Below are 26,648 nucleotides of genomic sequence, written 5' to 3'. Positions count from 1 at the left end.
ATGTTATTTGGTCTTGTTGAAAGATTAGATTTTTTGAAAATAATTGAGGGGGAGCAGTGAGATGGATAAGTTCTATATAGTAAGGATGCCTGCAAAAGAAAATGAAAAGCCAATCCTGTTGGGTACACTTTCTTCAGGAAAAAAAAGGCGCCGATATCTTTATAAACCGTTTAATTTAGACAAATACAAATATCCTAGATCCTCCAAGCCATTTGTAAAGAAATCACCACCACACTTATTGACATCCAGAACATATGATGCGGGGAGACCTGATATATCAGAAATATTAAGCTCCATGAACCTTGACAGCTATGACCCATGGAAGATGGTTGAAATAAAAGAAGGCCGAGTAATGACGGACTCGCTATGTTATTTGACTGAGTCAGGTTTGGAGAAATATGGGCTTAAGGAATTGAAGTTGCAGTATAAGGAATTAACAAATAAAAGACGTAAATCATTTGGCAAAATATAACCTAACCCCGCTCATGCAGGGTTATTTTGTTTGCAGAAGCGACATTTTCATGTCATATTAGTATTAAACTCTTTTCGCTGTGCCGCGCTGAAGAATTTAGGCTGGCAGGCGAACTATCCGGGGGGAAGGCATGAAGGAAATGGACGAATTAAAGAGGAAAGTGCTGGAACTGCTCAAGGAGGACGCCCGGAGCTCTGCGGCGCTGATGGCGACCCTGCTTGGAGCGGAGGAAGAAGATGTAAAGACGGCGATTGAGCAGATGGAAAAGGATCATGTCATCGTAAAATATGCGACTGTCGTCAACTGGGATAAAGTGAGCGATGAGCGGGTGACCGCACTGATCGAGGTGCAGATTACACCCGAGCGCGGACGCGGCTTTGAAGGTATAGCGGAGCGCATCTATCTGTATCCTCAGGTGAAATCAGTCTATCTGATGTCCGGCGCTTACGACCTGCTGGTCGAAGTAGAGGGACGCAACCTCCGTGAGGTAGCCAATTTTGTATCCGAGAAGCTCTCGCCGATCGATTCGGTGCTTTCCACCAAAACCAACTTTACGCTCAAAAAATACAAACAGGACGGTATCATCTTTGAAGAGCATGAAGAGGACAATCGTCTGCTGATATCTCCGTAAAGGAAGTAATCATATGATCACGAATAATCAGAAGCAGACCGGAGAATCAGGCAAATCCATGAATTCCTATCTGGCGCCGCTGGTTCAGCAGATCCAGCCGTCAGGTATCCGCAAGTTTTTTGATCTGGCCGCAGGCAGCAAGGATGTTATTTCACTCGGGGTCGGCGAACCCGATTTCAAGACCCCCTGGCATGTCAGGGAAGCCTGTGTCTACTCATTAGAGAGAGGTTTTACCGGTTATACATCAAATGCCGGGATGCCTGAGCTGCGTGAAGGGATTGCGAATTACCTGCATTCCCGGTTTGCAGTTACTTACAATCCGGCCAACCAGATTATCGCGACGGTGGGCGGCAGTGAAGCGATTGATCTGGCGCTCCGCGCCCTCATCTCGCCCGGAGATGAAATTCTGATCCCTGAGCCGTGTTACATCTCCTATTCACCGATTACGTCAATCGGCGGGGGAATCCCGGTCGGAATCGAGACCTTCGGCGAGAATAACTTTAAGCTGACAGCTGCGGATCTTGAGGCCAAGATTACACCACGCTCGAAGATTCTGATCCTGTGTTATCCGAGCAATCCGACAGGAGCCATTATGACCCGTGAGGACTGGGAGCCGATTGCCAGGGTAGTCGAGAAGCATGACCTGATTGTTATCTCCGATGAGATCTATGCCGAGCTGACCTATGGCAGCAATCATGTAAGCTTCCCGTCGCTGCCCGGCATGATGGACCGGACGATTCTGGTCAGCGGCTTCTCCAAGGCCTTTGCCATGACCGGCTGGCGGATGGGTTATGCCTGCGGTCATCCTGATCTGATCTCCGCGATGCTGAAGATCCACCAGTACACTGTGATGTGTGCACCGTCCATGGGCCAGGTTGCTGCTCTGGAGGCGCTCACCAACGGGATGGAGGAGAAGGACCGGATGACGGACTCCTATAACCAGCGCCGCCGCCTGATCGTCAAGGGCCTGCGCGAGGCCGGCCTGGATTGCCATGAGCCGCAGGGCGCTTTCTACGCGTTCCCGAGCGTCCGCCGTACCGGTCTTACATCTGACCAGTTCGCCCAGCGTCTGCTGATGGAGTACAAAGTGGCGGCAGTGCCGGGCAGTGTGTTCGGTCTCGGCGGGGAAGGCTATCTCCGCTGCTCCTATGCAACATCCGTAGCCCAGCTGAATGAGGCCATCGAGCGGATCGGTGCTTTTGTCCAGCAGCTGGAACGGGAGCGGACGGAATAGGACAGCTGTTATTGCGGTGAGCCGGAGGATAGCAATCAATGGCACTTCTTCTTAGTATATGGTATTATTTTACTATTCCATTTCATTAGGGGGAACGAATGATGCTCATAGGCGATTGTTACCTGTCTCCCTACGGCGGGGGAAGCTATCCGCAGAGCGGGCATTCTGCTGTTGATGCTGCTTCTGCGCGCAAGCGGACACTGGAAGATGAAATTCTGGTTCTCCGCAGCAGAATGGAGCAGATATTTGTCCAGGAGAAATCCTTTACCTCCGAGCTTGTCATTGAGATCAGCTGTCTGCTGGACCGCAAAATTAATGAATATATGAGGGGGGCCTACCACTAAGCCTGGCTTATGTGGAAATCCCCTTTATAGGGAGAGCCTTCGGGCTCTTTTTTTATGACTAACTTAACAGAAGGGCGGAATGGTCATGGTCAAGGTATTCAAAAGCGAGGCCGGTAAAACACAGGTGCTGCAGTCCTATGATGAGCTTTTGGGGCATTGGGGGGTGGAGTTTCAGGAGCTTGATATGGATACGCCTTACGGGACAACCCATATCATCACGGCTGGTGATGCCGCTTTGCCGCCGCTGCTGCTGTTTCACGGAGTTGGTGACAATTCGGCGGTGATGTGGCTGCTGAATATGAAGGCGCTATCACAGCATTTTTACTGTATTGCGGTCGATACACTGGGCGGTCCCGGCAAAAGTATACCGGATGCCAGCTTCAATAAACAGGCCTTTAATCAGGTGGACTGGATCAGCAGGGTGGCTGACGGACTGGGACTGGAGCAATTTTATGCGGCAGGCGTGTCAAACGGGGCGTACATGGCCTTTAACTACACGGTTAACGAGCCGGGGAGGGTGCTGAAGGCTGTCTGTATGGAAGGCGGGATGGTCACTGCACCGTTAAAAAGCATGCTGCAGACGCTTACGATGATGTTCCCGGAGATCCTTGTGCCGACCCGTAAAAATCTGCTTAAGGTATTTAACAAGCTCAGTTCACCGGAATCCCGCCTGTCCGAAAAGCATCCCGAAGTGGCTGAGCATATAGTCCTTCTAATGAAGAATCACAATCAGCAGGCGATGTTTATACATAAGCTGCAGTTATATGACCAGGCGAAGGCGGCCGGTGTGCGGGAGAGGCTGTATTTTCTGCTGGGAGATTACCGGCTGGACCGGAAGAAAGACTTCACAAGCGTACTGGACGCCGGAAATTTCCGCTACAAGGTCATTCAGGGCTCAGGCCACGGTGTTAATCATGAGCAGCCGGAGCGCGTGCACCGGGAAATGATTGATTTTCTCAAAAAAGACCCGGTTTGACCGTTCGGGCCCTGAAGCTTATTGTCCGTTCCTGCGTGCAGCCCTGCGTCTTCCTGTATAAATCGCTACCCCGGAGCTCACAAACGTCAGGATAAAGAAAAGAACATAATCAATGAGCTCCCGTCCCGGGTTACTGTAATAATTAAATAGATTGGCCGCGATGAAAATCAGCACCAGAAGAACGTCATTTCTCCGCTGTTTGCGCCGGTTGTCGCCGGATATTTTGTCGCTAAAGCTCTTATAGCCGTTATAATCCTCAATGAAGGCCGCGTCCGCCCGCGAGGTGTTCTCTTCACTATGCTTATATAAAAGGGAGTGCAGCAGCGTTGCATTCTTGTATTGGCCGCCTAGGGTAATTCTGGGATGCTGGGGACTGTACACGTAAAATGCCCCTTCGATCATTTCGACATAGATCCGGTCCAGATCAAGTGTAATGATTTTTCTGTATTCCCTGTAGCGCATCGTCTTATTGTCCAGTTCCACAAAGGAATTGCTGATCTGAAATATATAAGCCAGGCTGAGCACCAGAAATAGAGTACCCAAGCTGACTAACAGTAACAATGCTCCGGTCTCAGCCTGATATAAGCCATACCCGATTAAAAACAGTGACATAAGGATGGTACAAGCGGAAACTACATAATGCCAGCGCGACATACGGAAAACTAACGGATAGGGCTGATTTCCCGTTTCGACAGGCTCAATCCTCGGATTTATTCTAACATGCATTACAGTCAGCCTCCTTGAACGCTTGTTTACTGCTTAATTAACCAGAATATTCCTTTATAATCCGGTTTGTAAAAGGAATGGACGTACAAATTAAAATGCTGAGGCAGTTATTTACATGGCAGAAATGCCGCGCTTTATTTGCCTAATCTGTACAGATGCGATTACACTATAATTATGTGATTTATTGTGCTGAGGGGGAGGAAGATTACTATGGCGATTTATACGCGTACGGGGGATAAAGGAGAGACCTCAGTGATCGGCGGCCGGGTAGGCAAGGATGATGTCCGTGTCGAGGCCTATGGAACGATAGATGAGCTGAACTGCTTTGTCGGGCAGGCCCGCAGCCTGATGGAGGATGAAAGATTCAGCGATGTGCGGGAGCAGCTGCTGGAGATTCAGCATGAGCTGTTCGACTGCGGCTCGGATCTGGCTTTTGTGAAGCTGAGCGAGAACAAATATAAGGTTAAAAGCGAGATGGCTGTCCGCCTGGAAGGCTGGATTGACCAGCTGCAGGCGGAGAATCCGGTGCTGGAGCGCTTCATCCTGCCGGGAGGCAGCCAGCTCTCCTCGGTGCTGCATGTCTGCCGCACGGTCTGCCGGCGGGCGGAGCGGCGCGCGGTTACGCTCGGGCGCAGCGCAGACATTAATCCGGAGGCGGTTATTTATCTGAACCGGCTGTCGGATTATTTCTTCGCGCTGGCGCGGACGGCAAATACAAGGCTGGGGATTGCTGACGTTGAATATGTGCGCAGCAAAAAGGTGTTCCGTAACTAAGATGAGCAGCTATTACCCGCCGATCACGTATATTGTGCCGCCGTCCGAGGACGGCTGGCTGCTCAAAACCATCCTGCAGAAGCGGATGGATGTCTCCCGCAAGCTGCTGTCACGGCTCAAAATGACCGAGCAGGGCATTATGCTGAACGGGGAACGCGTATATATCAGTGTGAAGGTTGCCGGCGGTGACCGGGTGGAGATCAGGATGGAGCAGGAGACGTCAGCGGACATTCTACCCCAGGATATCCGCTTCGATATTCTGTATGAAGACGAGCATCTGCTGGTGGTCAACAAAGCAGCCGGGATGATTGTCCACCCGACACACGGACATTACACGGATACACTGGCTAACGGAGTAGTGCATTACTGGGCAGCCAAAGGGGAGCAGTACCGCTTCCGGCCGGTCCACCGGCTGGACCAGGAGACCTCCGGCGTGCTGGTGATCGCCAAGAACCCTTACAGCCACCAGCATATCTCCGAGCAGATGATCGCCGGTACGGTGGACAAGCGTTATGCCGCTTTTGTGCACGGAGTGCCTGCTTCGCCTGCCGGCGATATCGACGGTCCCATCGACCGCGACCCGGCAGAGCCGCACCGGCGGATCGTGACGCCGGACGGCTATCCCTCCTTGACCCGCTACGAGGTCAAGGAGGTCTATGGCGACCGCGCGGCGCGGGTCGAGCTGAAGCTGGAAACCGGCCGCACCCACCAGATCCGGGTGCACATGGGCTCGATCGGCTGTCCGCTGATCGGCGACGGCATGTACCGGCATCCGCTGTACGGGAGCGGAACGGATGCGGAGCAGCTGGCGGGCATAGCGGAGCTGGATGCGGCGATTCCGCGCCAGGCGCTGCATGCGGTGCGGCTGTCGTTCAAGCATCCGATCGGGCTGGGCGAGCTGGTTTTTGAAGCGCCGCTGCCGCCGGATATGGCCTTGCTGGAGCAGAAGCTGCGCCAGGATGCCGGAGACGGGCGGGCTCATCTCACGGCTGAATAAGTATGGCGGAATGCGCCGTCACTGTGCTGAGGCTGAACTAGGTGGATTTTCGACCACTAAATCGAACTATTTAAGCGTCCATTGCTGATTAGGTGTAAAAAGGTAACCTAATTGTGCCGATAAGAGCCATTTATAGTGATAGCGCCGGTTTTAAGTAACATATTTCCAACTAATTTCTGCAAAGCGTGGATTTTTGAAGAATTAGCTGGCGATTTTCCAACTAAATTCCGTTAAAGAGGGGCGGTTCGGTTTATGAGGAACGATCCAGTCCCGGACATAACAATTACCGAAGGAGTAAGTCATGAGTCACTTAAAAGTCTATCAATACCCTAAATGCAGTACCTGCCGCAGCGCGGTGAAATGGCTTAAGGAGCAGGGGCATGAGCTTGAGCTTCAGCATATCGCCGAACAGCCGCCCACCGTGGAGGAGCTTCGCGTGCTTGTGGCGAACAGCGGCCTGCCGCTGAAGAAGTTTTTTAATACGAGCGGTGAGGTATATAAGGAATTGGGCCTGAAGGACAAGCTGGCCGGTCTCAGTGAGGATGATCAGCTTGAGCTGCTGGCAGCTCATGGAATGCTGATCAAGCGTCCCGTGGTTACTGACGGCAAAAAAGTCACAGTCGGCTTTAAAGCAGAGCAATATGCGGATGCCTGGAGCAGCGCTGAATAGCAGCATGGCAGCAGTGAGGAAAGTCAGTAATCCTGACTAAGTAAGTTAACAGCATAGTAACGGCGCAGTACGCGCTTAATTTTACGGAAAATAAGGAGAGGTTACACATGAGTTCAGAAACAACGGGCCGGGTAATGATCGTCGATGGAATGGCTCTGCTGTTCCGGGCCTTTTATGCGACCTCTTATGGAGGATATATCCGCAAAACGAAGGCCGGGCTTCCGACCAATGCGGTGTACGGATTTTTGCAGTATTTTTTCGACGCGGTGAGCACGTTTGAGCCTTCCCATGTGGTCTGCTGCTGGGATATGGGCAAGGGGACCTTCCGCACGGAGAAGTACGACGGATACAAATCGAACCGGATCGATGCGCCGCTGGAGCTGATTCCGCAGTTTGACCTGGTAAAAGAAGTGGTAGCGGAGCTTGGTGTACCGAATATCGGACTGGCGGGCTACGAGGCGGATGACTGCATCGGTACGCTGGCTGCCTGCTACGGCGGGGAGTCCGAGGTCTACATTCTCACCGGTGATCATGATATGCTGCAGCTGGTTACCGACAACGTCAAGGTCGTTATTATGAAAAAAGGCCGCTCCAACTATAAAGTATATGACCCGGCAGAGCTGCTGGAGGAAAAGGGCCTTACGCCAAGACAGGTCATTGACCTCAAGGGCTTCATGGGTGATACGAGCGACAACTATCCAGGCGTCAAGGGTATCGGCGAAAAAACAGCCCTGAAGCTGCTGACCGAATACGGCAGCGTAGAGGGTGTAATCGAGAACCTGGAGGCCCTGCCCAAGGGCGTACGCTCCAAGATCGAAGCGGATCTGGACATGCTGCATCTGTCGCGCGAGCTGGCGGAAATCCGCTGTGATGTGCCGGTGGTCTGCACTTTGGCGGAATGCCTGTGGGAGCTGCAGCGCGACACGGCGGCCCGCAAATTCCAGGAGCTGGAGTTCGGCAGCCTGATGCATCTGATCGGCGGCATCGCCGAGGCCCGTGATGAGCGCGGGATCGTGCAGATCGAGCTGGGGGATTTGGGCTAAACGCAAGGACACCGGGCAAAAGGCTTTACGGAGGCCGGGTACTCTATTCCATAATACAAAAAAAAAGCACCTTTGGGCCGTTTACGGTCTGAAGGTGCTTTTTTGTATGGCTGCCGGAAAAAATGGACTTGAGCAGTCCGCTATTTTACCGCACTCAAATAATAATTCCTTCGCAGTGATCGACCTCATGCTGAATGATCTGGGCTGTGAAATCACTAAAGACCTGCTTTTGCTGCTTGAAGTTGCGGTCCAGGAACTCGACCTCAATGGAATTGTAGCGTACCGTATGCCGTACGCCTTCCAGGGAAAGACAGCCTTCCTCTGTTTCATAGGGGCCGTTACGCTTGGTGATGACCGGATTGATCATGCCTACATGTACCGGCCCGATGCTGAAGGCAATAATTCGCTTGTTGATACCAATCATGTTAGCTGCCAAACCGACACACCGGTCTGCATTGGCCCGCAGTGTGTCCAGAAGGTCATCCAGCATCTGGAGATCCTCTTTAGTTGCCGGAACGGACTTCTGGCTTAAGATAATCATATCTTTACAAATGGGTCTGATCATAATATTCTCCATGTCTGCTTTATTTGGCTGTAAGCCGTCACTGCTATAATAGCACTTCGAGATTAGCCGGAACAATCGGAGCCTTGATTTAAAGATTGACGGAAGGAACTGGCAGTGCTTATAATATTAATATATGAGTTTAATAATTAATATTTATATTAACTAATGAGAGGTGGCATTTTTTTATGGCTCAGCGAGCAGTACTGAATGCAGACATCCGCAAAAGCACAATTAACCGCAATATTTATGGGCATTTCTCCGAACATCTGGGACGCTGTATTTATGAAGGGATCTGGGTAGGGGAGGATTCGCCGATTCCGAATACGAAGGGTATCCGCAACGATGTTGTGGAAGCGCTTAAAGAAATTAAGATTCCGGTGCTCCGCTGGCCGGGCGGCTGTTTTGCCGACGAGTACCACTGGAAGGACGGCATCGGTCCGCGTGAAGGCCGTAAACGGATGATCAATACACATTGGGGCGGCACGGTGGAGAACAACCATTTTGGCACCCATGAATTTATGGAGCTGTGCGCCATGCTGGAGTGTGAACCGTACATCAACGGTAATGTGGGCAGCGGCACCGTTCAGGAAATGTCCGAATGGGTGGAGTACCTGACCTTTAACGGCGTGTCCCCGATGGCGGAGCTGCGCAAGGAGAACGGCCGTGAGGAGCCTTGGAGCGTATCCTATTTTGGCGTGGGGAATGAGAACTGGGGCTGCGGCGGCAACATGCGTCCTGAATATTATGCTGATCTGTACCGCCGTTACCAGACTTATGTACGCAACTACGGTGACAACAAGATCCACCGGATCGCCTGCGGCGCAAATGTGGATGACTACAACTGGACGGAAGTGCTCATGCGTGAAGCAACCCGGTTCATGGACTCGCTGACTCTGCATTATTACACTATCCCGACGGGTGAATGGAACAACAAGGGGGCGGCCACCGGGTTTGAAGCCAAGGAGTGGTTCTCCACTCTGAAAGCGGCGCTTCGTATGGATGAGCTGGTTACCCGCCACAGCGTTATTATGGATAAGTACGATCCGGAGAAACGCGTCGGCCTGATCGTCGATGAATGGGGGACCTGGTATGATGTGGAGCCGGGCACGAATCCGGGCTTCCTGTATCAGCAGAACTCGATCCGCGATGCGCTGGTTGCCGGGCTGACCCTGAATATTTTCCACAAGCACAGCGACCGGGTGCGGATGGCGAACATTGCCCAGACGATAAACGTGCTGCAGGCTGTCATTCTTACCGAAGGCGATAAAATGCTCCTGACCCCTACGTACCATGTGTTCAACATGTACAAGGTGCATCAGGATGCGCAGCTGCTGGATCTGGCTCTGGAGAGCGGAGTTTACAGCTTCGAGGGCAGCGAAATTCCGGAAGTGTCCGCATCCGCTTCCGTCAATGCAGAGGGTGTGATTCATGTGAGCCTGTGCAACCTGAATCATGCAGCAGCGGCCAAGCTGCCGCTGGAGCTGCGCGGACTGGCCGGCCAGGAGGTTGAAATTACCGGCACAACACTGGCCGGAGCCTCTATTGATGCGCACAATACCTTCAGTGATCCGGAAGCGGTGGCTCCGCAGCCGTTCACGGCCTTTAGCCTGGAAGATGGCATAATCAGCCTGGAGCTGGCTCCGATGTCGGTGACCGTACTGGCCATTAAGCCGAAAGCCTGAAGAAGGTGATCTTAGGATGAGTACAGCTTCTGCCTGCAAGGGCTGCCGGGAAGAATACAAGGTTACGGAGGCGCAGATTGCCCGGATTCTGGCGTCCTCCATGTTTAATCCGGATAACACCGCCCCGGAGGATGTATATGCCGAACGTTACGCGATCTGCACAGCATGTCCCAAGCTGCAGGACGGCGTGACCTGTACAGCCTGCGGCTGCATCATCCCCGTCGTCGCCCGCCTGAAGGCGCGCGGCTGCCCCCTGCCGGGGGGCGGGCTGTGGCAGCCAATGCCCGTGCCTGCGGGGGAATAAGCGGCAACGGCGCTTCAGGCACTTAGATATGCGGGCGGCAACCCGCATAATACAAAGCAGCGGCAGTCATGGACGAGGAGATACGTCCGCGGCTGCCGCTGTTTTTGTGCTTGTAAGGTTGCAGAGATTCCGCTGCAGACGGGCCGCAGCGGACAGATACCGCTGTAATGTATTGCTTACCGGTGATGTTAACCGGCTGATGCGCCATCCGTATAGAACAGCTCAACGACCAGATCGTCGTTGTAGTTGCCGAAGCCTTTGCCGAACAGGGTGAGTCCGCCGATATGCTCGGCATCCTCCTCAACCGAGAGGCGGAAGGTCCATTGCTTGTCACGGATGCCGACTTGATCGAGTGTAATATCTGAGAGCTTGAGGCCGTCCATGAAGGTTCCCTTCGGCGTTATGCGCAGCTGCTTCAGCAGCCCGTACTGGTTGGTAAGCGCAGGCCACCAGGAGGGGGTATACTTGCCGCGGCTGTCGCCGTAGTCGCCTGGACTCGTCCAGAAGCCGAGCACGGTGCCGTTCAGGGTAAAGGTGATGTCCGAAGGCCAGTTATTATTGATCGACGGTGCCTCGGAGGCGATTTCCATTGTAATTGCAAGCTCCTCCGGCTGCTGGCTGGATAACAGGAAATTCGGGATTTTGTATTCGACAAAGCCTTTACCGAACCAGAGAATGCCGGCATTCATCCGCTCCATATCCCAGAAGTAGCGCGGATCGTCGAAGCTGCCGATCACCTGTGAGGTGGTGGCAAGACCGCAGGTCGGTTCAATCTGGAAGTCGGAGTAATGTCCGACAGGAATCTCCTTGCGGTGGGCTTTGCGCTCTGTTTTGTCCGGGGCCGGGAAGAGAATTTCAGCCCGCTCGGCCGCAAGGGAGCAAATCTTCTGCAGTCCGCTCTTTCCGGGAGCCATATGGGTAGTAATCAGCCCGGCCGCCTCCAGCTTGCGCACATGCATCGTCATGATGGCACTGCTGAGATTCACTGCACCGGCCAGCTCCTTGACGTTCATCGGCTGTACCGCAAGGAGCCGGAGCATGTGCAGGCGTACTGCACTGGATAAGGCTTCATAGACCGGCAGAGAGTCTTCGGTAAGATCAAGTTTCATGGTGAACCTCCGTTACATGTTAATTAATTAATAATTATATTAGTTAAAACGATTTTACACAAGCCAAATCAAAGAAAGCTTCAAGTTCACTTTTATCACAGACAAGCTTGTCCGCAGACTAATATAATGTACTCGATAAAATAGCCAGCGAACAAGGTGCCCTTGCCAGAGCAAGGGGTAACAGGGAATCGGGTGCAACTCCCGAGCGGTCCCGCCACTGTAAGAAAGAGCCAGGCTTCAGCATGTCACTCGGGCAAGTACCGGGGAAGACGGGGCAGGGCGTTATGATTTCGAGCCAGGAGACCTACCTTGTAAGCGCACACCACGACTCTACGCGGATAGGAGCGGTGTACGAATAGGTTCAGGAATTGAGGACGTCCGGCACTGCTGCGAGCAGGGGGGCTCTCTTTTGCATACCTGATGACGTACATATACTCCCGCCCCTCAAAGGGCGGGAGTTTTTGGTCTGCAACTGTACAAAACAGTGAAATTGGAAGGGGAAAAGGTATGGGGAAAAGCGGATTTTGGCGTTTTGCAGCGCTGATTGCGGGATTTACCGTCTATTTTGTGCTGAATGAACCGGACACGGCGGCAGCGATGCACATCATGGAGGGATTTTTACCTGTAGGCTGGGCTGTCTTCTGGTGGGCAGTGTTTATCCCGTTTTTTGTGCTGGGCATTGTCAGGCTGAACCATATGACCAGGGATAACCCGGAGCTGAAGCTGCTGCTCGGCTTGTCCGGGGCATTCACCTTTGTGCTGTCGGCGCTCAAAATGCCCTCTGTCACCGGCACCAGCTCCCACCCGACCGGGACAGGCCTCGGCGCAATCATGCTGGGTCCGCTGCCCATGAGTGTAATCGGCTCGGTAGTGCTGCTGTTCCAGGCGCTATTGCTGGCGCACGGCGGCATAACGACACTCGGGGCAAATGCCTTTTCGATGGCGGTGGCCGGACCGTTTGCCGGCTATGCGGTGTACAGGCTGATCATGAAATCCGGCGACCGTGAAAAGCTGGCCGTATTCTGTGCCGCTGCGGCCGCTGATCTGATGACCTATGTGGTGACATCGTTCCAGCTGGCTGTTGCTTTTCCGGAGGCGGACGGCGGGGTGCTCGGCTCACTCATGAAATTCGGCGGGATTTTTGCTGTAACCCAGATTCCGCTGGCGGTAAGTGAAGGGCTGCTGACCGTGCTGCTGTGGAACTGGCTGAAGTCGTACAGTCCGAATGAGCTGTCGCTGCTCAAACGGCAAACCAAAGGGGGAAGCCAGTAATGAAAAGCATATGGAAAAACGGACTGATGCTGCTTGCGGTCGTCCTTCTGGTTGTGCTGCCGCTGCTGTTTGTGAACGGGGAGTTCGGCGGAGCCGATGATGCCGCGGAGGGAATAATCACCGAGATTGCCCCGGACTATAAGCCCTGGTTTGAACCGCTGACGGAGCTGCCGGGTGAAACGGAAAGCATGCTGTTTGCGCTGCAGGCGGCAATCGGAGCCGGAGTGATCGGGTACACCATAGGACTGCTGAGAGGCAGGCAGGACCGGCAGAAGCTGAATGATCAGAAGAATTGATGCCTGTGTATCCATGAATGCATTGCGCCAGCTGTCTCCCATGTGGAAAAGCCTGTTCGCTGCGCTAATGTTCGTCCTTGCCTGCACGCTGCATCCGGTACTGCAGGCCGTGATTACGGTCTGGATGATGGTATGGTGTACATTCTATGCCCGAATTCCGCTGCGTGTCTACGGGCTGCTGTCCGGTACGGCGCTGCTGTTCTGCGTTCTGAGCATGCCGGCGCTGCTGCTGGAATTCGGACAGCCTGCAGGCGGCCAGGCAGCGGGGCTTTTTCAGCTTCCGGATCTGCCGCTATACATTACGGCAGACGGGCTGCAGCGTGCCGGACTGCTGTTGGCGAGGGTGGCCGCCTGCATGAGCTGTTTCCTGTTCCTTATTTTTACAACGCCGTTCCATGAGCTTCTCCAAGTGCTCCGCAGGCTGCGGATGCCGCAGATTGTGCTGGAGCTGATGCTGATTATGTACCGTTTCCTGTTCATACTCGGGGACACGGCGCAGGGCATGCTGCTGGCCCGGACACTGCGCGGCGGGAAAAGGGGCTTCCGGGACAAGTTGCATGAGACTGCTGAAATGGCAGGGGCGCTGTTTGCCGGTACGATGTGCCGTTATTACGGACTGTCGCAGGGGCTGACAGCCCGCGGGTTTACCGGGGAAATCATGCTGCCGCCTTATGTACCGCGGCCGGTACCGCTTAAATATTCTTTGCAGGCCTATGCGGGCATTGTGTTGCTGCTGCTCGCACAGTGGTGGATTGCAGGTCTTTAGAAGACGGCGTTAGGCGGAGGCTGAAAGGCCCGGGAGATTCCGCACAGGGAAATCATTCTGCCGGGATTAGCCCGGAATTAAGGAGATTGCATCAAATATGGAATACAGTCTGTCTTTTGACGGTGTCGTGTTCCGTTATCCGGACACGGCGGAGCCTGCCCTGAAGGAGCTGAGCTTTAAGGTTCCAAAGGGAAGCAGAACGGCAGTGCTTGGCCATAACGGCTCAGGCAAATCTACGCTGTTCCTGCATGCCGTCGGTGTGCTGCGCCCGCAGCAGGGCTGCATTACAGTATCGGGCAGACCGCTCGCTTATACGCGCAAGGAGCTGGCCCGGCTGCGGCGCACTGCGGGGTTGGTGTTCCAGGACCCCGAGCAGCAGCTGATCCTGAGTACCCCGCAGGATGATATTTCTTTCGGGCTGCGGGGTACCGGGATGGATGAAAGGGAGATCCGCCGGCGCTGCAGTGAAGTGATTGAACTGCTGAAGCTGGAGGAGTTCAAAGACAAGCCGGTCCATCAGCTCAGCCTGGGCCAGAAAAAGCGGACCGCACTTGCGGGTGTGCTGGCGATGGAGCCGGAGCTGATTCTGCTCGATGAGCCGACAGCCTATCTGGACCCAATGTCTGAAGCGCAGCTGCTCTCCGGTCTGGAGAACATCCATGCCGCGGGTACGACAATTGTAATGGCAACACACGATATGAACCTGGCTTACCGCTGGGCGGACTGGATTATTGTGCTGGACCGCGGAAGCTGCCTGGCTGAGGGGACGCCCGGGGAGATTTTTGCCGGACACGCGGCGCTGCAGGCAGCCGGCCTCGGCCTGCCGCTGCTGGCTGATCTGTGGTACAGCCTGCCCGGCTGTCTGACGGCAGGATACCCGGCTCCCCGGACGGCGGTGGATTTCAAGGACATCCTGCAGCAGCTGCTCGGCAGTACAGGGAGCAGCAAGTAACAGATCAACATTAGAACGGGGGAGACAGGAATGGAGAAGCAAGGAAAGCTGCTGATTATCGGCTTTGGCCCCGGCGCGCTTGAGCAGATTACCGGGCGTGCGCTGGCGGCTATTGAAGAGAGCGAGGCTGTGATCGGCTACAACACCTATGTGGAGCTGATCAGGCCGCTGCTGACGAATCAGGAGATTGTCGGCACCGGAATGACCGAGGAGGTCAGCCGGGCCCGGGAAGCGGTGCGCCGGGCCGAGGCAGGCCAGACGATAGCAGTTATTTCCAGCGGGGATGCCGGTGTGTACGGGATGGCAGGTCTGGTCTATGAGGTGCTGATGGAGCGGGGCTGGAGCCCTTCGAGCGGAGTACAAGTCGAGGTCATTCCGGGAATATCGGCCATCCAGTCCTGCGCTTCGCTTCTGGGGGCGCCGGTTATGCATGATTCCTGCACGATCAGCCTGAGCGACCATCTTACGCCGTGGGACAGCATCGCGGGTCGTGTTGAGGCGGCCGGGGCGGCGGATTTTGTCATCGCCTTCTATAATCCCCGCAGCGGCCGGCGGACCCGGCAGATCGAGGAAGCGCGCAGCATCCTGCTCCGTTACCGCGCTCCTTCCACGCCGGTCGGCATCGTCAGGAATGCCTACCGGGAAAGGCAGGAGATCATTATAACCACACTGCAGGAGATGCCCCTGCAGGAAATTGGCATGCTCTCCACAGTCATTGTCGGCAACTCGTCGACCACAGTCTACGAAGGCCTGATGGTTACGCCGCGCGGTTACGGACGCAAGTACAATCTTGGCGCCGACGCGCAGGCGCTGAAGCCGCATGAGCGGCTCCGGCCGGCGGCGGAGCCGTGGTCGCTGGCTGCCGGCCGGAGCTCCGGCAGCGGCGGCAGTCTGCCGGGCGGCGGCGCGCCGGCAGATGCCGGGAAAGAGCAGGCGGCTGGCCGTGCCGCCTTAGACTGCAGCGCGGCGGTGCCCGCGCCAGCCGGCCTTGCGGTATCTCCGGAGCTTGGCAGCCGGAGATACAGCGGCGCCCAGATGCGCCTGCTGGCGGAGCTGGCCGGCGATGACGGCCAGCTCGTGTACTCGCGGGACGGGCATTTCCTGCTGTACAGCAGCCAGGCTGAGCAGGCGGAGCTGGCAGCCCGGCTGTCGGCTGGCGGTATGCATGTCAGCCTGCCCGGAGATACGGTCAGGGTAATCTCCTGCGACTTCTGCGAGCTAAGGAAGGATCAGGGCCGGGAAACGGCGGTCCGCCTGCATAAGCTGCTGCACGGCCAGCCGGTTCCCCGGGAGCTGCACGTCAGTGTTGCGGGCTGCGGCATGGCCTGCAGCTCGGCTGTGCTGGAGGATATCGGCGTTGTTTATACCCGGGGCAGCTACGAGCTGTACCTTGGAGGCAAGAAAACCGGGCGGGGGGCCCATGCCGGAACACGGGTCCGCTCAGGCATGAATGAGGATGAAGCCGTTGCCGCTGTGGCTGAGGTTGTCGGACAATACCGGGAACACGGCCGGCCGGGCGAGAAGTTTCACGCCTTTTTTGCGGACAAATACGGGGATATGTCACGGGCAGAGGTTATTGAACAGACGGGCAGCGCAGCCCGCAGCGAAGAGGAGATACGCATGAACAAAAAAACAATACTGCTTGTAGGCCACGGAAGCCGGGTGGAAGCGGGCAATGAGGAATTGCGGAGCTTTACCGCCGGACTTGCTGCCGGCATGCCGGAGCTGAACATAGAAACCTGTTTTATTGAGCTGGCAGCACCTTCGATTGCCGGAGGCATTGAACGCTGTGTAACCGGGGGGGCAACAACCGTATATGTGGTGCCGGTTATTCTGTTTGCCGCCGGCCATTCCAAGCTGGATATCCCTATGGCCATCGACGAGGCCAGAAAGAAATATCCCGGAGTGGAGTTGGTGTACGGGCGTCCGGTCGGGGTGCAGGAGCGGGCGGTGGATATTTTGCTGGACCGGATCGCGGAGGCTGCTGCAGTACAGGGGCAGGCTGAGACGCAGGACGCTCCTGTTCCGGCAGGAGATACAATAGTGCTTATGATGGGGCGCGGGGGAAGTGATCCTGACGCTAACAGTGATTTCTACAAGCTGTCCAGGCTGCTGTGGGAAAGAACGGCATACAAGAGTGTGGAAAGCTGCTTTATTGCGATTGCGGGTCCATCCCTTGACGAGGGGCTTGAGCGCTGTCTGGCGCTGGGCGCACGAAAAATAATCGTGCTGCCGTACCTGCTGTTCACCGGTGTGCTGATGCAGCAGTTTACGGAGCGCGTGACCGCCTTTGCGGCTGCTCATCCGGAGATCCGGGTGGAGTTAGGCAGCAGTATCGGCAGCCACCCGCTGCTGGCAGAGATGCTGAAGGAGCGGATTGCTGAGACGCTGCACGGCCGGGCTTTTGCCAACTGCGATAACTGCCGATACCGCGCTGAAGCCGCAGCTCATCACCACCACCATCATGATGATGGGCACGGGCATCATCATGGGCATCACCATGAGCATGAGGGCTCTCATGGGCACGGGCACAGTTCTGAGCATCACCGCCATGAGCCTGACCATCAGCATGACCGTCAGCCGGCTCAATCTGCCGCCCAGCCAACTGACGGCAGGCAGGAGTCCGGAACCGCAGCAGCGGAGACAGCCGCGGCAGGCAGTCCCGGGGAGCTGTAGCCGCGATGATATTGATGCTCTGCGGGACGGGAGATGCACGGGAGCTGGCGGTATCCCTGGTGCGCCTTGGCCTGCCGCTGACGGCTTCGGTCGTTACTGCGAGTGCAGCGGAACGGCTGGAGGAGGCCGGGGTCAGCACCAGAACAGGCAGGCTGGACCGGGAGGGGATGATTGCTCTTTTGCAGCAGGAGCGTTATCGGGCCGTCGTAGACGCCAGCCATCCCTTTGCGCTTGAAGCTCATGCCAATGCGATGCAGGCTGCTGCAGCACTCGGATTGCCGTACTTCCGCTATGAGCGCCCGGGTCTGGCTTTTGACAAGCATCCGCTCCTGATTACGGTGCATTCCTATGAGGAGGCGGCCCTTGCCGCGAAGAGGATCAAGGGCTCTGTTATGCTGACAACCGGGGGCAAGACGCTGGAGATTTTTGCAGAGCAGCTGCTGGGTGATCCGGAGATCCGCCTGACGGTCAGGCTGCTGCCCTGCCTGGATAATATGGAAAAGTGCAGCAGGCTGGGAATTGAACAGCGTAATGTGATTGCGCTGCAGGGTCCTTTTTCACGGGATATGAATGAAGCGCTGTTCCGCCACTATGGTACGCAGGTGATGATTACCAAGGAGAGCGGCGCGGAGGGCTCGGTTGAAGAAAAGCTGCAGGCAGCGCTCGATATGGGGCTGTACGTCATACTGATCGTTCGTCCGCAGCTCCATTGTGCCGGGAACGGGAGAATCTTTGATTCCTTTGCAGAGCTGGCGGAGGCGGTCAGGGCTGAGCTGGCAGCGGACTTCGGCAGGAAAAGGGAGGCAGCAGAGAAAGGTGAGGGATGATCATGGATTTCGGAACAGAGTTTAAACCGCTGACCGTTCAGCCGCAGGAGATTGAACAGTTAAGCTTTCAGATAATTACTGAGGAGCTGGGCAGCCATCATTTCAGTGCTGAGCAGTATCCGGTCGTGCAGCGGATCATCCATGCTTCGGCTGATTTTGAGCTGGGACGGAGTATGGTGTTCCATCCACAGGCGATGGAAGCAGGGATTCAGGCCATTCTCGCGGGAAAGCCGGTTATCGCCGATGTGCGGATGGTGGAGGCGGGCATAGCCAAAGAGCGTTTACAGCGCTACGGCGGGGAGGTCCGTGTCCATATCTCCGACCCGAAGGTGATTGAAGCAGCCAGGGAACAGGGGCTTACCAGAGCTATTGTGGCGACGCGCAAGGCCTGTGCGGAGGCTCCGGGCGGCATCTACGTCATCGGCAATGCACCTACTGCACTGCTGGAGCTGATCCGTCTGATCAAAGCAGGCGAGGCCCGGCCGGGGCTGGTTATCGGCATGCCGGTCGGCTTCGTGTCTGCTGCTGAATCGAAGGAGGAGCTGCGCAGGCTGGATATTCCTTATATTACGAACATCGGACGTAAGGGCGGCAGCACTGTAGTAGTGGCTGCAGTCAACGCGCTGAGCCTGCTGGCGGTCCGCCGGGCTGAAACGGATGACGCTCATCGGCGGCCATGACCGGGAATAAGGAAGCTGCCGGAAGTCCGCCGGCAATGCGCCGGGGGTACACTACGGGAGCCTGTGCAGCCGCAGCTGCCAAAGGAGCAGCACACCTGCTGATAACAGGCGAGGAGCTGGCAAGTGTTGAGCTGTACCTGCCGGCCGGCTTCAGCCACACCTTCGAATTGACCGGCTGGCAGCTCGGCGGGGAGGGGACTGCAGTCTGTGCAACCATAAAGGATGCCGGGGATGACCCGGATGCCACGCACCGGGCCAGAATTGAAGCGGCGGTCAGCTGGCTGGAGCATCCCGGGGTGGAGATTGAAGGCGGGCGCGGAGTCGGCCGGGTAACCAAGCCGGGGCTGCCGGTAGCCGTAGGCGAAGCCGCCATCAATCCGGTGCCGCGGCGGATGATCCGCCAGGCTGTCCTTGAGGTGCTTGAAGAGCATGGCGCGGCACGCGGGCTGCGGGTTGTCATCAGTGTGCCGGAAGGTGAAGCGATAGCGCTGAGGACACTCAATCCGCGACTTGGCATTCTGGGCGGGATCTCCATCCTTGGTACGCGGGGTGTGGTTACCCCGTTCTCTACCGAGGCATACCAGGCAAGCATCGTCCAGGCGATTTCGGTTGCCGCTGCTGCCGGGAACAGCCGGCTGGTCCTGACCACCGGCGGCAGCAGTGAAAAATACGCGATGGCGATGTTCCCGGAGCTTCCGGAGGAAGCTTTTATCCAGATGGGGGAATACGTGGGCTTCTCGCTCGGCCATGCCAAAGCGTACGGATTCCAAAAGGTTACACTTGTCGGCATGGCCGGCAAGTATTCCAAGGTTGCGCAGGGTGCGATGTTGATTCATTCGAAGAATGCCCCGGTCGATTTCGGCTTCCTCTCGGCAGTTGCCGCGGAGGCGGGGGCGGATGCACAGCTGGTGCAGCAGATTGCCGGTGCCAACACCGCTTCTCAGGTTGTGGACCTGATGACGGAGCTTGGGAATACTGCTTTTTTCGAACTGCTGTGCCGTTACGGCTGTACGCATTGTATCAGACATACGGACGGGGGCATGACAGTGGAAATGGTGCTGATTACGATGAAGGGCCGGATGCTGGGGAGGGCGAAAATCCGTGGATAACGTTATTTATGTCATAGGCATCGGCGAAGACGGTGCCGGAGGGCTGAGCGCCCAGAGCCTGCGCAGAATTGAGGAAAGTGAGGTGCTCTGCGGCGGAGAGCGGCAGCTGTCATTCTTCCCGCGGTACAGCGGACAAAAGCTTGTCCTGCAGGGCGGCCTGGAGGCCTTTGCCGAAAGGCTGGACGGTATATACAGGGAGCGTCAGGCCGTTGTGCTGGCTTCGGGCGATCCGCTGTTTTTCGGGATTGCCGGCTACCTGATGCGCCGGTTCGGTCCGCAGCATGTGGAGGTCATACCCCATTACAGTAGCGTGCAGCTTGCCTTTGCCCGGCTGGGTGACAGCTGGCAGGATGCGGAGCTGGTCAGCCTGCACGGCCGTCCTATAGCGGGACTGGCCCAGCGGATCGACGGCAGAGCGAAGCTGGCGCTGCTCACCGACGGGGTTAACACTCCGGCACGCATTGCCGCTTACCTGCTGGAGTTCGGAATGCTGGAGTACGAAGCTTTTGTCTGCGAACGGCTGGGCGGTCCGGATGAGCACTGCGCCTTCTGGGAGCTGGAGGCCATGTCCCGGCATGAGTTTGCTGCACTCAATGTAGTTATTCTGCGCAGAAAGCCGGGAAACCGGGGGGGCAGCAGGCGGGGTTTTGCTTATCCGGATGAGGCCTTTGCCCAGCGCAAGCCGGAAAAAGGGCTGATCACGAAGCGCGAGGTCCGCGCACTGGTGCTATCCGAGCTGAATCTGGCGGAGAATGCGGTAGTGTGGGACATCGGCTCCGGTTCGGGGGCGGTTGCTGCGGAGTGTGCGCGTGTAGCCCGGCTTGGCAGCGTATATGCTGTGGAAAAAGAAGCGATTAACCTGCCGAATATGGAGGCGAACCGGTGCAAATTCCGCGCCGACTATACCATTGTTCACAGCAGGGCTCCGGAGGGGCTGGAGCAGCTCCCCGACCCGGATGCTGTGTTCATCGGGGGCAGCGGCGGGGAACTTGCAAATATTATTGCCCTTGCCGCTAAGCGGCTGCGGCCGGGCGGTGTCATCGTCATCGCGGCGATCACCGTGGAGACGCTTTACGGAAGCATGACGGCGCTGGCGGCGGCGGGGCTTAGGACAGAGGTTACGCAGCTGCAGGCATCACGGGGCAGGACGATTCTCGGCATGACCCGGTTCGAGGGGATGAACCCTGTTTTCGTAGTCAGTGCCACTGCCACCTACGCGGAGGATCACAATTAACACTATAAGGAGGATACATAGATGAGCTTAAAGGAAGAGCTGCTACCTGAGGAGGAACCCGCCCTGCTTGCCATCGGTACACTGTATGGGGTTGGTGTCGGCCCGGGTGACCCGGAGCTGATTACGGTGAAGGCCTGCCGGCTGCTCAGGGAATGTTCGGTCATTGCTTACCCGGAGGCCCGCAAAGGCGGCAAGTCATACGCCCATGAAATCGTGGACATGTATGTGGATGCTGAGCAGAAAACGATGCTCGGCCTCGTCTTCCCGATGACCAAGGACCCGGTACAGCTGGCGAACGGCTGGCGCTGGACGGTTGAGCTGTGCTGGAATGAGCTGCGGCACGGGAATGATGTAGCTTTTGTGACAGAGGGTGACCCGAATCTGTACAGCACCTTCATCCACCTGGCCCGGCTCATGCAGGAGTTTCATCCCGGTGTGCGGGTAGTGTCAGTACCGGGGATTTCCTCGGTGCTCGGCGCTGCCGCGGCCCTTGAGCAGCCGCTCGCCGACGGCGACCAGCGGGTAGGCATCATCCCGGCGACCGGGGACCGGGAGGCGCTGAAGGAGGCGCTGCTGCACCATGACACCGTCGTATTTTTGAAGGTGGCCAAGGTGCTGGATACGGTGCTTGATGTGCTGGACGAGCTGGGTTTTGGCGGAAAAGCTTCCGTGGTGACCAAGGTGACCTCCCCGTATGAGACGGTATGGCGGGATGCCCGCGAGCTGCGCGGCCGTGAGCTGGAGTATCTGAGCCTGATGGTGGTGAGCAAATGAGCGGACTGATGCTTGAGCCAAAGGTGTACATTGTCGGTGCAGGGCCGGGTGACCCGGAGCTGATTACCGTCAAAGGCAGCCGGATTCTGCGCTCGGCCGATCTGGTTCTCTACGCCGATTCGCTGGTCAGCGAGGAGCTGGTCCGCAGTGCGAAGCCCGCTGCGCAGGTTGTGCAGAGCTCGGGTCTGGATTTGGAGCAGCAGGTGGAGCTTATGGCCCGGACGGTTAAGGAAGGCCGGAGTGTGGCGCGCGTGCATACGGGTGATCCGTCCATGTACGGAGCCATTCTTGAGCAGATGTCGCTGCTGAAGCTGTGCGGCGTCAGCTGTGAGATTATTCCCGGCGTCAGCTCCGTATTTGCTTCGGCAGCAGCGCTCGGTGCCGAGCTGACCGTACCGGAGCTGACCCAGACGGTCATTCTGACCCGCGCCGGAGGGCGCACCCCGGTGCCGGAGCGTGAGCAGCTGCGTGCTCTGGCCGCTCACCACTGCACGGTGGCGCTGTTTCTGAGCGCAGAGCTTGCCGGACAGGCCGCCGCTGAATTTCTTGCTGCCGGCTGGAGCCCTGATACGCCGGTAGCCGTCGTTAAGAGAGCTACATGGCCGGACCAGCAGATTGTGCGGACGACCGTGCAGCATCTGGAACGGGATCTGCAGGAGGCCGGCATTACCATGCATGCGATGATCCTGGCCGGCCGGGCGCTGGACCCGGAGCTGGTGAACCGCGATGCCCACCGCTCGAAGCTCTATGACCGCTCCTTTACCCACGGCTTCCGGCAGGGGAGTAGCCAGGATGGCTAGTAAGATTGCTGCTGTAGCCATTACCCGTAACGGAATCAGGCTGGCTCTGAAGCTGGGGGGCCTGCTGGCGGATACCGAGGTGTACTGCTATGCCAAATACAGCGGGGAGCTGCAGGAGATTCCGGGGGAACGGCGGATTTTTGACGGGCCGGTCAAGGAGCTGCTGCCCGGATTATTCCGCAGGTATGAGGCCGTCGTCCTGTTCTTCTCTCTCGGAGCCGCCGTCCGGCTGATGGCCCCGCTGCTGCAGGACAAATGGCATGATCCCGCCGTCATTGTAATCGACGAGAGCGGAGAGCATGTCATCAGCGTGCTGTCAGGCCATCTGGGCGGAGCGAACAGGCTGACCCTGCACATAGCCAGGCTGCTGGAGAGCCGCCCGGTCATTACGACGGCCTCCGATGTGCAGGGCATTTTTGCCGCGGATCTGCTGGGCCGGGAGTTCGGCTGGCAGGCGGAGAGCTTTGCCCCGATGAAGGGCGTCAGCGCTGCGCTGGTCAACGGTGAACCGGTAGCCGTGCTGCAGGAAGCCGGCGAAACCGGCTGGCTGCCTGCGGGCGCCGTGCTGCCGGAGCATGTCCGGCTCTGCGGCAGCACGGCTGAGCTGCAGCAGCAGCCTTACCGTGCGGCGGTTGTCATCACCGACCGGCTGCTGGATGAGGCTGAAGCTGCAGCGCTCCGCGGACTGCCTGCCGCAGTGTACCGGCCCCGCAGCCTGGTGCTGGGGCTGGGCTGCAACCGCGGGACGGCGGCGGCTGAGCTGGAGGCCGTTGTTATGGAGACGCTGGCAGAGCTGCGGCTGTCTCCGCTGAGCGTCCGGGGTGCCGCGACTATAACGATTAAAGGCGATGAAGCCGGACTGCTGGAGCTCTGCCGCAAATTCGGCTGGGAGCTTGGCCTGTTTTCACCGGAGCAGCTGAATACGGTGCCGCTTATGCAGCCTTCTGCCGTTGTATTCAAGGCAACCGGAGCCTACGGCGTCTGTGAACCGGCTGCCCTGCTGGCCTCAGGCGGCGGCGAGCTGCTGCTGGCCAAGAAAAAGAGCGGCAATGTAACCATTGCTGTTGCCAGAGTAGCTTTTGGAGGCAGGGAGGAGACTAAAAATGAATGAACGAGTTCCATTCCGGGAGAGCGGGCTCCCGCTGCCGCAATACCGCCCGCGCATTATCATCGCCGGCACCGGCAGCGGTTCAGGCAAGACGACCGTGTCACTGGGGCTGATGCGGGCGTTTGCCCGGCGCGGACTGAGGGTCCAGGGCTTCAAATGCGGCCCCGATTATATCGATCCCGCCTATCACGCCGCTGTAACGGGGCGCCCTGCCCGTAACCTCGACTCCTGGATGACCTCACACCCGTACCTTCTGCAGTACTTCGCGGGTTCCTCCGAAGACGCAGAACTGTCTGTTGTAGAGGGCGTTATGGGATTGTATGACGGTAAGGAGGCCGACGGGCTGACGGGCTCTACCGCAGAACTTGCCATTATTACAGACAGCCCTGTGGTGCTGGTCGTGGATGTGCGAAGCATGGGCCGCAGCGCAGCTGCGGTTGTGCTCGGCTTCCGGCAGCTGGAGCCGCAGGTGCAGATCGCTGCGGTTATTGTGAACCGCTGCGGAAGCGCCAGTCATTACCTGACGGTAAAGACGGCCATCGAAGCCGCCTGCGGCATCCCTGTTATCGGCGGCCTGATGCGTGATGCCGCGCTGGACATCCCGGAGCGGCATCTGGGCCTGCTGCCCGCTGTGGAGCGGGGCGAGCTGGAGGTGCTGTTCGGGCATGCCGCTGATGCGCTTGCGGCAAGCGTGGACCTGGAGCTGCTGCTGCGGATCGCGCAGACTGCGCCACCGCTGCCGCCCTGCCCGGCGGTTACCGCTGCGAACGCATCCGATGCTGCGTCCGCCGGGTCAACGGAGGCAGCGCGGTCTGCCCTGGCGGCTGCGGGAACGGCTATGCCGGTCCAAAGCCCGGTCATCGCCGTTGCCAAAGATGCGGCATTCAATTTCTATTATGCCGACAATCTGGAGCTGCTGGGCCGTGCCGGTGCCCGGCTGATCCCGTTCAGCCCGCTGCGCGGCGAGCAGATTCCGCCGGAGGCGGACGGCCTCTATCTCGGCGGCGGCTTCCCCGAGGAATTCGCTGCAGAAATCTCCGCCAATACCGGCTTTATTGGCGGTCTGCTTGCAGCGGCTGAAGCCGGCATGCCGCTGTATGCGGAATGCGGCGGCTACATGGTGCTGGCCCGGACGCTTACCGACCGTGCCGGAGCGGTGCACAGGATGGCCGGGGTCATCCCTGCCCACGCCGTCATGCAGGAACGCCGTGCCGCACTTGGCTACCGTGAGGTTACAGCGCTGCAGGACAGCCTGCTGCTGAAGCGGGGCGAGCGGCTGCGCGGCCATGAATTCCATTACTCGGTTATGAATTACGATGAACAGGAAGTCAGGCGCTATGCCTATGAGAGCCAGGGGCGGGGCGGCAGCCGGCCGGAAGGCTATCTGCGGGGGAATGTCATGGCCGCGTACGCACATGTTCATCTGGCCTCCCATTTCCCTGCGGCAGAACGTTTCGTCTCAGCCTGCCGTTTCTACAGAGAGCGGAAAACCGCTCAATTCCCGCAATAAATGGCCGGCATGTCCGTATGCGCTGCTTATAAGAACTCGTCATTTTCTCCGGAGGTATAACGGAGGAGGGACTTGTTCTTTTTTATTTTTCCGAGAGTATGTCAACCGCTTGTCCTACTGACACGAGGCACGTATAATCATTCTAAGAGAGCGTTTTATTTTGATATGCGGATTAACCATTGACCGGGCCTGAAGCGGGCCTGCGCTTATTTTAGAAGGGAGAATGCTGCTGTGAGAGTGCTTGGAGCAATTGAAGCCGGGGGAACCAAATTTGTATGCGGAATCGGACATGAGGACGGGTCGGTTATCGACCGGGTCAGCTTCCCGACGACAACGCCGCAGGAAACGATGGGTCTGGTGCTGGACTACTTTTCCGGAAAAAATGCAGAAGCCATCGGGATCGGCTCATTCGGACCGATTGACCCGGTATTGGGCAGCCCTACATACGGCTATATCACCACTACACCCAAGCCTCACTGGGGAGGATTTAATCTTGTGGGTGCAGTTGCGGAGCATTTTGACGTGCCGATCGGCTTTGATACCGATGTGAACGGGGCTGCGCTCGGTGAGTATACCTGGGGGGCTGCGCAGGGTCTGGATAGCTGTCTGTATATTACTGTAGGTACAGGTATCGGAGCCGGTGCGGTTATAGGCGGTCAGCTGATACACGGCCTGTCCCATCCGGAGATGGGCCATATTCTGGTTCCGCGCCATCCTGAGGATACCTTCAGCGGATTCTGCCCTTACCATGGGGATTGCCTGGAGGGCCTGGCTGCGGGGCCGGCTATCGGCAGCCGCTGGGGCAAGCCTGCCGGCGAGCTGGCTGCGGATCATCCGGCCTGGGCGATGGAGGCCCATTACCTGGCTCATGCACTGATGAATTATGTGCTGGTGATGTCGCCGCAGAAGATTGTTATGGGCGGCGGAGTCATGAAGCAGAGCCAGCTGTTCCCGCTGATTCATGCCAAGCTGCAGGAGCTGCTCGGCGGATATGTCCAGCACCCGGCACTGAATCAGGAGATCGGCAGCTATATCGTGCCGCCGCAGCTGGGCGACAACGCCGGTCTTGCCGGGGCGCTTGGCCTGGCCAGGCTGGCGCTCGCCGGGGCCTGATTCA

General features: G+C 57.3%; 28 protein-coding genes and 1 riboswitch. Of the genes, 25 read left to right on the top strand and 3 right to left on the bottom strand.

What is annotated here, in order from left to right:
* Window positions 1–61: 61 nt before the first annotated feature.
* The 5 genes from M2108_RS25020 to M2108_RS25000 all read left to right on the top strand — a co-directional run bounded on the left by M2108_RS25020 (window position 62) and on the right by M2108_RS25000 (window position 3,657).
* Window positions 62–472 (top strand): hypothetical protein, encoded by a 411-nt coding sequence (locus M2108_RS25020; RefSeq protein ID WP_277472114.1) that lies wholly within the window; start codon window positions 62–64, stop codon window positions 470–472.
* A 130-nt stretch (window positions 473–602) separates the two neighbouring features.
* Entirely contained in the window at window positions 603–1,103 is a 501-nt protein-coding gene (locus tag M2108_RS25015; protein ID WP_039871479.1) for an Lrp/AsnC family transcriptional regulator, read from the top strand.
* Window positions 1,104–1,116: 13 nt separating this feature from the next.
* Window positions 1,117–2,337, top strand: a complete 1,221-nt coding sequence (locus M2108_RS25010; RefSeq protein WP_277472113.1) for an aminotransferase class I/II-fold pyridoxal phosphate-dependent enzyme — start codon at window positions 1,117–1,119, stop codon at window positions 2,335–2,337.
* 98 nt (window positions 2,338–2,435) lie between these two features.
* The gene (locus M2108_RS25005) at window positions 2,436–2,681 is read left to right on the top strand and encodes an aspartyl-phosphate phosphatase Spo0E family protein (RefSeq protein ID WP_280777222.1); all 246 of its coding nucleotides are present in this window, start codon (window positions 2,436–2,438) and stop codon (window positions 2,679–2,681) included.
* Window positions 2,682–2,766: 85 nt separating this feature from the next.
* The gene (locus M2108_RS25000) at window positions 2,767–3,657 is read left to right on the top strand and encodes an alpha/beta fold hydrolase (protein WP_277472111.1); all 891 of its coding nucleotides are present in this window, start codon (window positions 2,767–2,769) and stop codon (window positions 3,655–3,657) included.
* Window positions 3,658–3,675: 18 nt separating this feature from the next.
* On the opposite strand, the gene M2108_RS24995 is transcribed toward M2108_RS25000, so the two are convergent.
* A complete protein-coding gene (locus tag M2108_RS24995) occupies window positions 3,676–4,383 on the bottom strand; it encodes a hypothetical protein (protein ID WP_280777220.1) in 708 nt (235 codons plus the stop codon).
* A 210-nt stretch (window positions 4,384–4,593) separates the two neighbouring features.
* On the opposite strand from M2108_RS24995, the gene M2108_RS24990 reads away from it, so the two are divergent.
* From M2108_RS24990 to M2108_RS24975, 4 genes are all read left to right on the top strand, one after another.
* Window positions 4,594–5,157, top strand: a complete 564-nt coding sequence (locus M2108_RS24990) for a cob(I)yrinic acid a,c-diamide adenosyltransferase (protein ID WP_277472109.1) — start codon at window positions 4,594–4,596, stop codon at window positions 5,155–5,157.
* A gap of 1 nt (window position 5,158) precedes the next feature.
* Complete coding sequence (locus M2108_RS24985; RefSeq protein ID WP_277472108.1) at window positions 5,159–6,154, top strand: RluA family pseudouridine synthase; 996 nt, start codon at window positions 5,159–5,161, stop codon at window positions 6,152–6,154.
* Between the two features lie 301 nt (window positions 6,155–6,455).
* A complete protein-coding gene (locus M2108_RS24980; RefSeq protein WP_277472107.1) occupies window positions 6,456–6,824 on the top strand; it encodes an arsenate reductase family protein in 369 nt (122 codons plus the stop codon).
* A gap of 107 nt (window positions 6,825–6,931) precedes the next feature.
* The gene (locus M2108_RS24975; RefSeq protein WP_277472106.1) at window positions 6,932–7,867 is read left to right on the top strand and encodes a 5'-3' exonuclease; all 936 of its coding nucleotides are present in this window, start codon (window positions 6,932–6,934) and stop codon (window positions 7,865–7,867) included.
* A gap of 154 nt (window positions 7,868–8,021) precedes the next feature.
* On the opposite strand, the gene M2108_RS24970 is transcribed toward M2108_RS24975, so the two are convergent.
* Window positions 8,022–8,432, bottom strand: a complete 411-nt coding sequence (locus M2108_RS24970) for a peptide deformylase (protein WP_277472105.1) — start codon at window positions 8,430–8,432, stop codon at window positions 8,022–8,024.
* A 185-nt stretch (window positions 8,433–8,617) separates the two neighbouring features.
* Here M2108_RS24970 and M2108_RS24965 point away from each other — a divergent pair, with 185 nt between their 5' ends.
* Both M2108_RS24965 and M2108_RS24960 read left to right on the top strand, forming a co-directional pair.
* A complete protein-coding gene (locus tag M2108_RS24965) occupies window positions 8,618–10,114 on the top strand; it encodes an alpha-N-arabinofuranosidase (RefSeq protein WP_277472104.1) in 1,497 nt (498 codons plus the stop codon).
* Between the two features lie 16 nt (window positions 10,115–10,130).
* Window positions 10,131–10,418, top strand: coding sequence for a DUF6171 family protein (locus tag M2108_RS24960; protein ID WP_277472103.1), 288 nt, complete (start codon window positions 10,131–10,133; stop codon window positions 10,416–10,418).
* A 188-nt stretch (window positions 10,419–10,606) separates the two neighbouring features.
* On the opposite strand, the gene M2108_RS24955 is transcribed toward M2108_RS24960, so the two are convergent.
* Complete coding sequence (locus M2108_RS24955; protein ID WP_277472102.1) at window positions 10,607–11,527, bottom strand: ArsR/SmtB family transcription factor; 921 nt, start codon at window positions 11,525–11,527, stop codon at window positions 10,607–10,609.
* A 137-nt stretch (window positions 11,528–11,664) separates the two neighbouring features.
* Window positions 11,665–11,853, top strand: a riboswitch (cobalamin riboswitch).
* Window positions 11,854–12,034: 181 nt separating this feature from the next.
* Here M2108_RS24955 and M2108_RS24950 point away from each other — a divergent pair.
* The 14 genes from M2108_RS24950 to M2108_RS24885 all read left to right on the top strand — a co-directional run bounded on the left by M2108_RS24950 (window position 12,035) and on the right by M2108_RS24885 (window position 26,644).
* Window positions 12,035–12,799 (top strand): energy-coupling factor ABC transporter permease, encoded by a 765-nt coding sequence (locus M2108_RS24950; RefSeq protein WP_277472101.1) that lies wholly within the window; start codon window positions 12,035–12,037, stop codon window positions 12,797–12,799.
* Window positions 12,799–13,095 carry an energy-coupling factor ABC transporter substrate-binding protein gene (locus M2108_RS24945; protein WP_068729003.1) on the top strand — a complete coding sequence of 99 codons (297 nt, stop codon included), beginning with the start codon at window positions 12,799–12,801 and terminating at the stop codon, window positions 13,093–13,095. The genes M2108_RS24950 and M2108_RS24945 overlap by 1 nt, the downstream gene beginning before the upstream one ends.
* Window positions 13,079–13,861: a cobalt ECF transporter T component CbiQ gene (gene cbiQ, locus M2108_RS24940; protein WP_277472100.1), complete on the top strand. Its 783-nt coding sequence runs from the start codon at window positions 13,079–13,081 to the stop codon at window positions 13,859–13,861. The genes M2108_RS24945 and cbiQ overlap by 17 nt, the downstream gene beginning before the upstream one ends.
* Before the next feature lie 97 nt (window positions 13,862–13,958).
* Entirely contained in the window at window positions 13,959–14,813 is an 855-nt protein-coding gene (locus tag M2108_RS24935; protein WP_277472099.1) for an energy-coupling factor ABC transporter ATP-binding protein, read from the top strand.
* Window positions 14,814–14,843: 30 nt separating this feature from the next.
* Window positions 14,844–17,489 carry a precorrin-3B C(17)-methyltransferase gene (gene cobJ, locus M2108_RS24930; protein WP_277472098.1) on the top strand — a complete coding sequence of 882 codons (2,646 nt, stop codon included), beginning with the start codon at window positions 14,844–14,846 and terminating at the stop codon, window positions 17,487–17,489.
* 5 nt (window positions 17,490–17,494) lie between these two features.
* Entirely contained in the window at window positions 17,495–18,316 is an 822-nt protein-coding gene (gene cobK, locus M2108_RS24925; RefSeq protein WP_277472097.1) for a precorrin-6A reductase, read from the top strand.
* A 2-nt stretch (window positions 18,317–18,318) separates the two neighbouring features.
* Window positions 18,319–18,996 carry a precorrin-8X methylmutase gene (locus M2108_RS24920; protein WP_277472096.1) on the top strand — a complete coding sequence of 226 codons (678 nt, stop codon included), beginning with the start codon at window positions 18,319–18,321 and terminating at the stop codon, window positions 18,994–18,996.
* A complete protein-coding gene (locus M2108_RS24915) occupies window positions 18,993–20,105 on the top strand; it encodes a cobalt-precorrin-5B (C(1))-methyltransferase (protein WP_277472095.1) in 1,113 nt (370 codons plus the stop codon). Before M2108_RS24920 ends, M2108_RS24915 begins: the two co-directional genes overlap by 4 nt.
* Window positions 20,098–21,339, top strand: coding sequence for a precorrin-6y C5,15-methyltransferase (decarboxylating) subunit CbiE (cbiE, locus tag M2108_RS24910; RefSeq protein WP_277472094.1), 1,242 nt, complete (start codon window positions 20,098–20,100; stop codon window positions 21,337–21,339). The genes M2108_RS24915 and cbiE overlap by 8 nt, the downstream gene beginning before the upstream one ends.
* A gap of 21 nt (window positions 21,340–21,360) precedes the next feature.
* A complete protein-coding gene (gene cobI / locus M2108_RS24905; RefSeq protein WP_277472093.1) occupies window positions 21,361–22,113 on the top strand; it encodes a precorrin-2 C(20)-methyltransferase in 753 nt (250 codons plus the stop codon).
* A gap of 5 nt (window positions 22,114–22,118) precedes the next feature.
* Window positions 22,119–22,913 (top strand): precorrin-4 C(11)-methyltransferase, encoded by a 795-nt coding sequence (gene cobM / locus M2108_RS24900; protein WP_277472132.1) that lies wholly within the window; start codon window positions 22,119–22,121, stop codon window positions 22,911–22,913.
* Window positions 22,906–24,024: a cobalt-precorrin 5A hydrolase gene (locus M2108_RS24895; protein ID WP_277472092.1), complete on the top strand. Its 1,119-nt coding sequence runs from the start codon at window positions 22,906–22,908 to the stop codon at window positions 24,022–24,024. The genes cobM and M2108_RS24895 overlap by 8 nt, the downstream gene beginning before the upstream one ends.
* Entirely contained in the window at window positions 24,017–25,531 is a 1,515-nt protein-coding gene (locus tag M2108_RS24890) for a cobyrinic acid a,c-diamide synthase CobB (protein WP_277472091.1), read from the top strand. The genes M2108_RS24895 and M2108_RS24890 overlap by 8 nt, the downstream gene beginning before the upstream one ends.
* A 231-nt stretch (window positions 25,532–25,762) precedes the next feature.
* Entirely contained in the window at window positions 25,763–26,644 is an 882-nt protein-coding gene (locus tag M2108_RS24885; protein ID WP_277472090.1) for an ROK family protein, read from the top strand.
* Window positions 26,645–26,648 lie beyond the last annotated feature (4 nt).

The sequence above is a fragment of the Paenibacillus sp. PastM-3 genome, assembly GCF_029893965.1.
Taxonomy (GTDB): Bacteria; Bacillota; Bacilli; order Paenibacillales; family Paenibacillaceae; genus Paenibacillus_AQ.
Note: the sequence above shows the minus strand (reverse complement) of the source record. Positions and strands in the feature narration are given on the sequence as shown.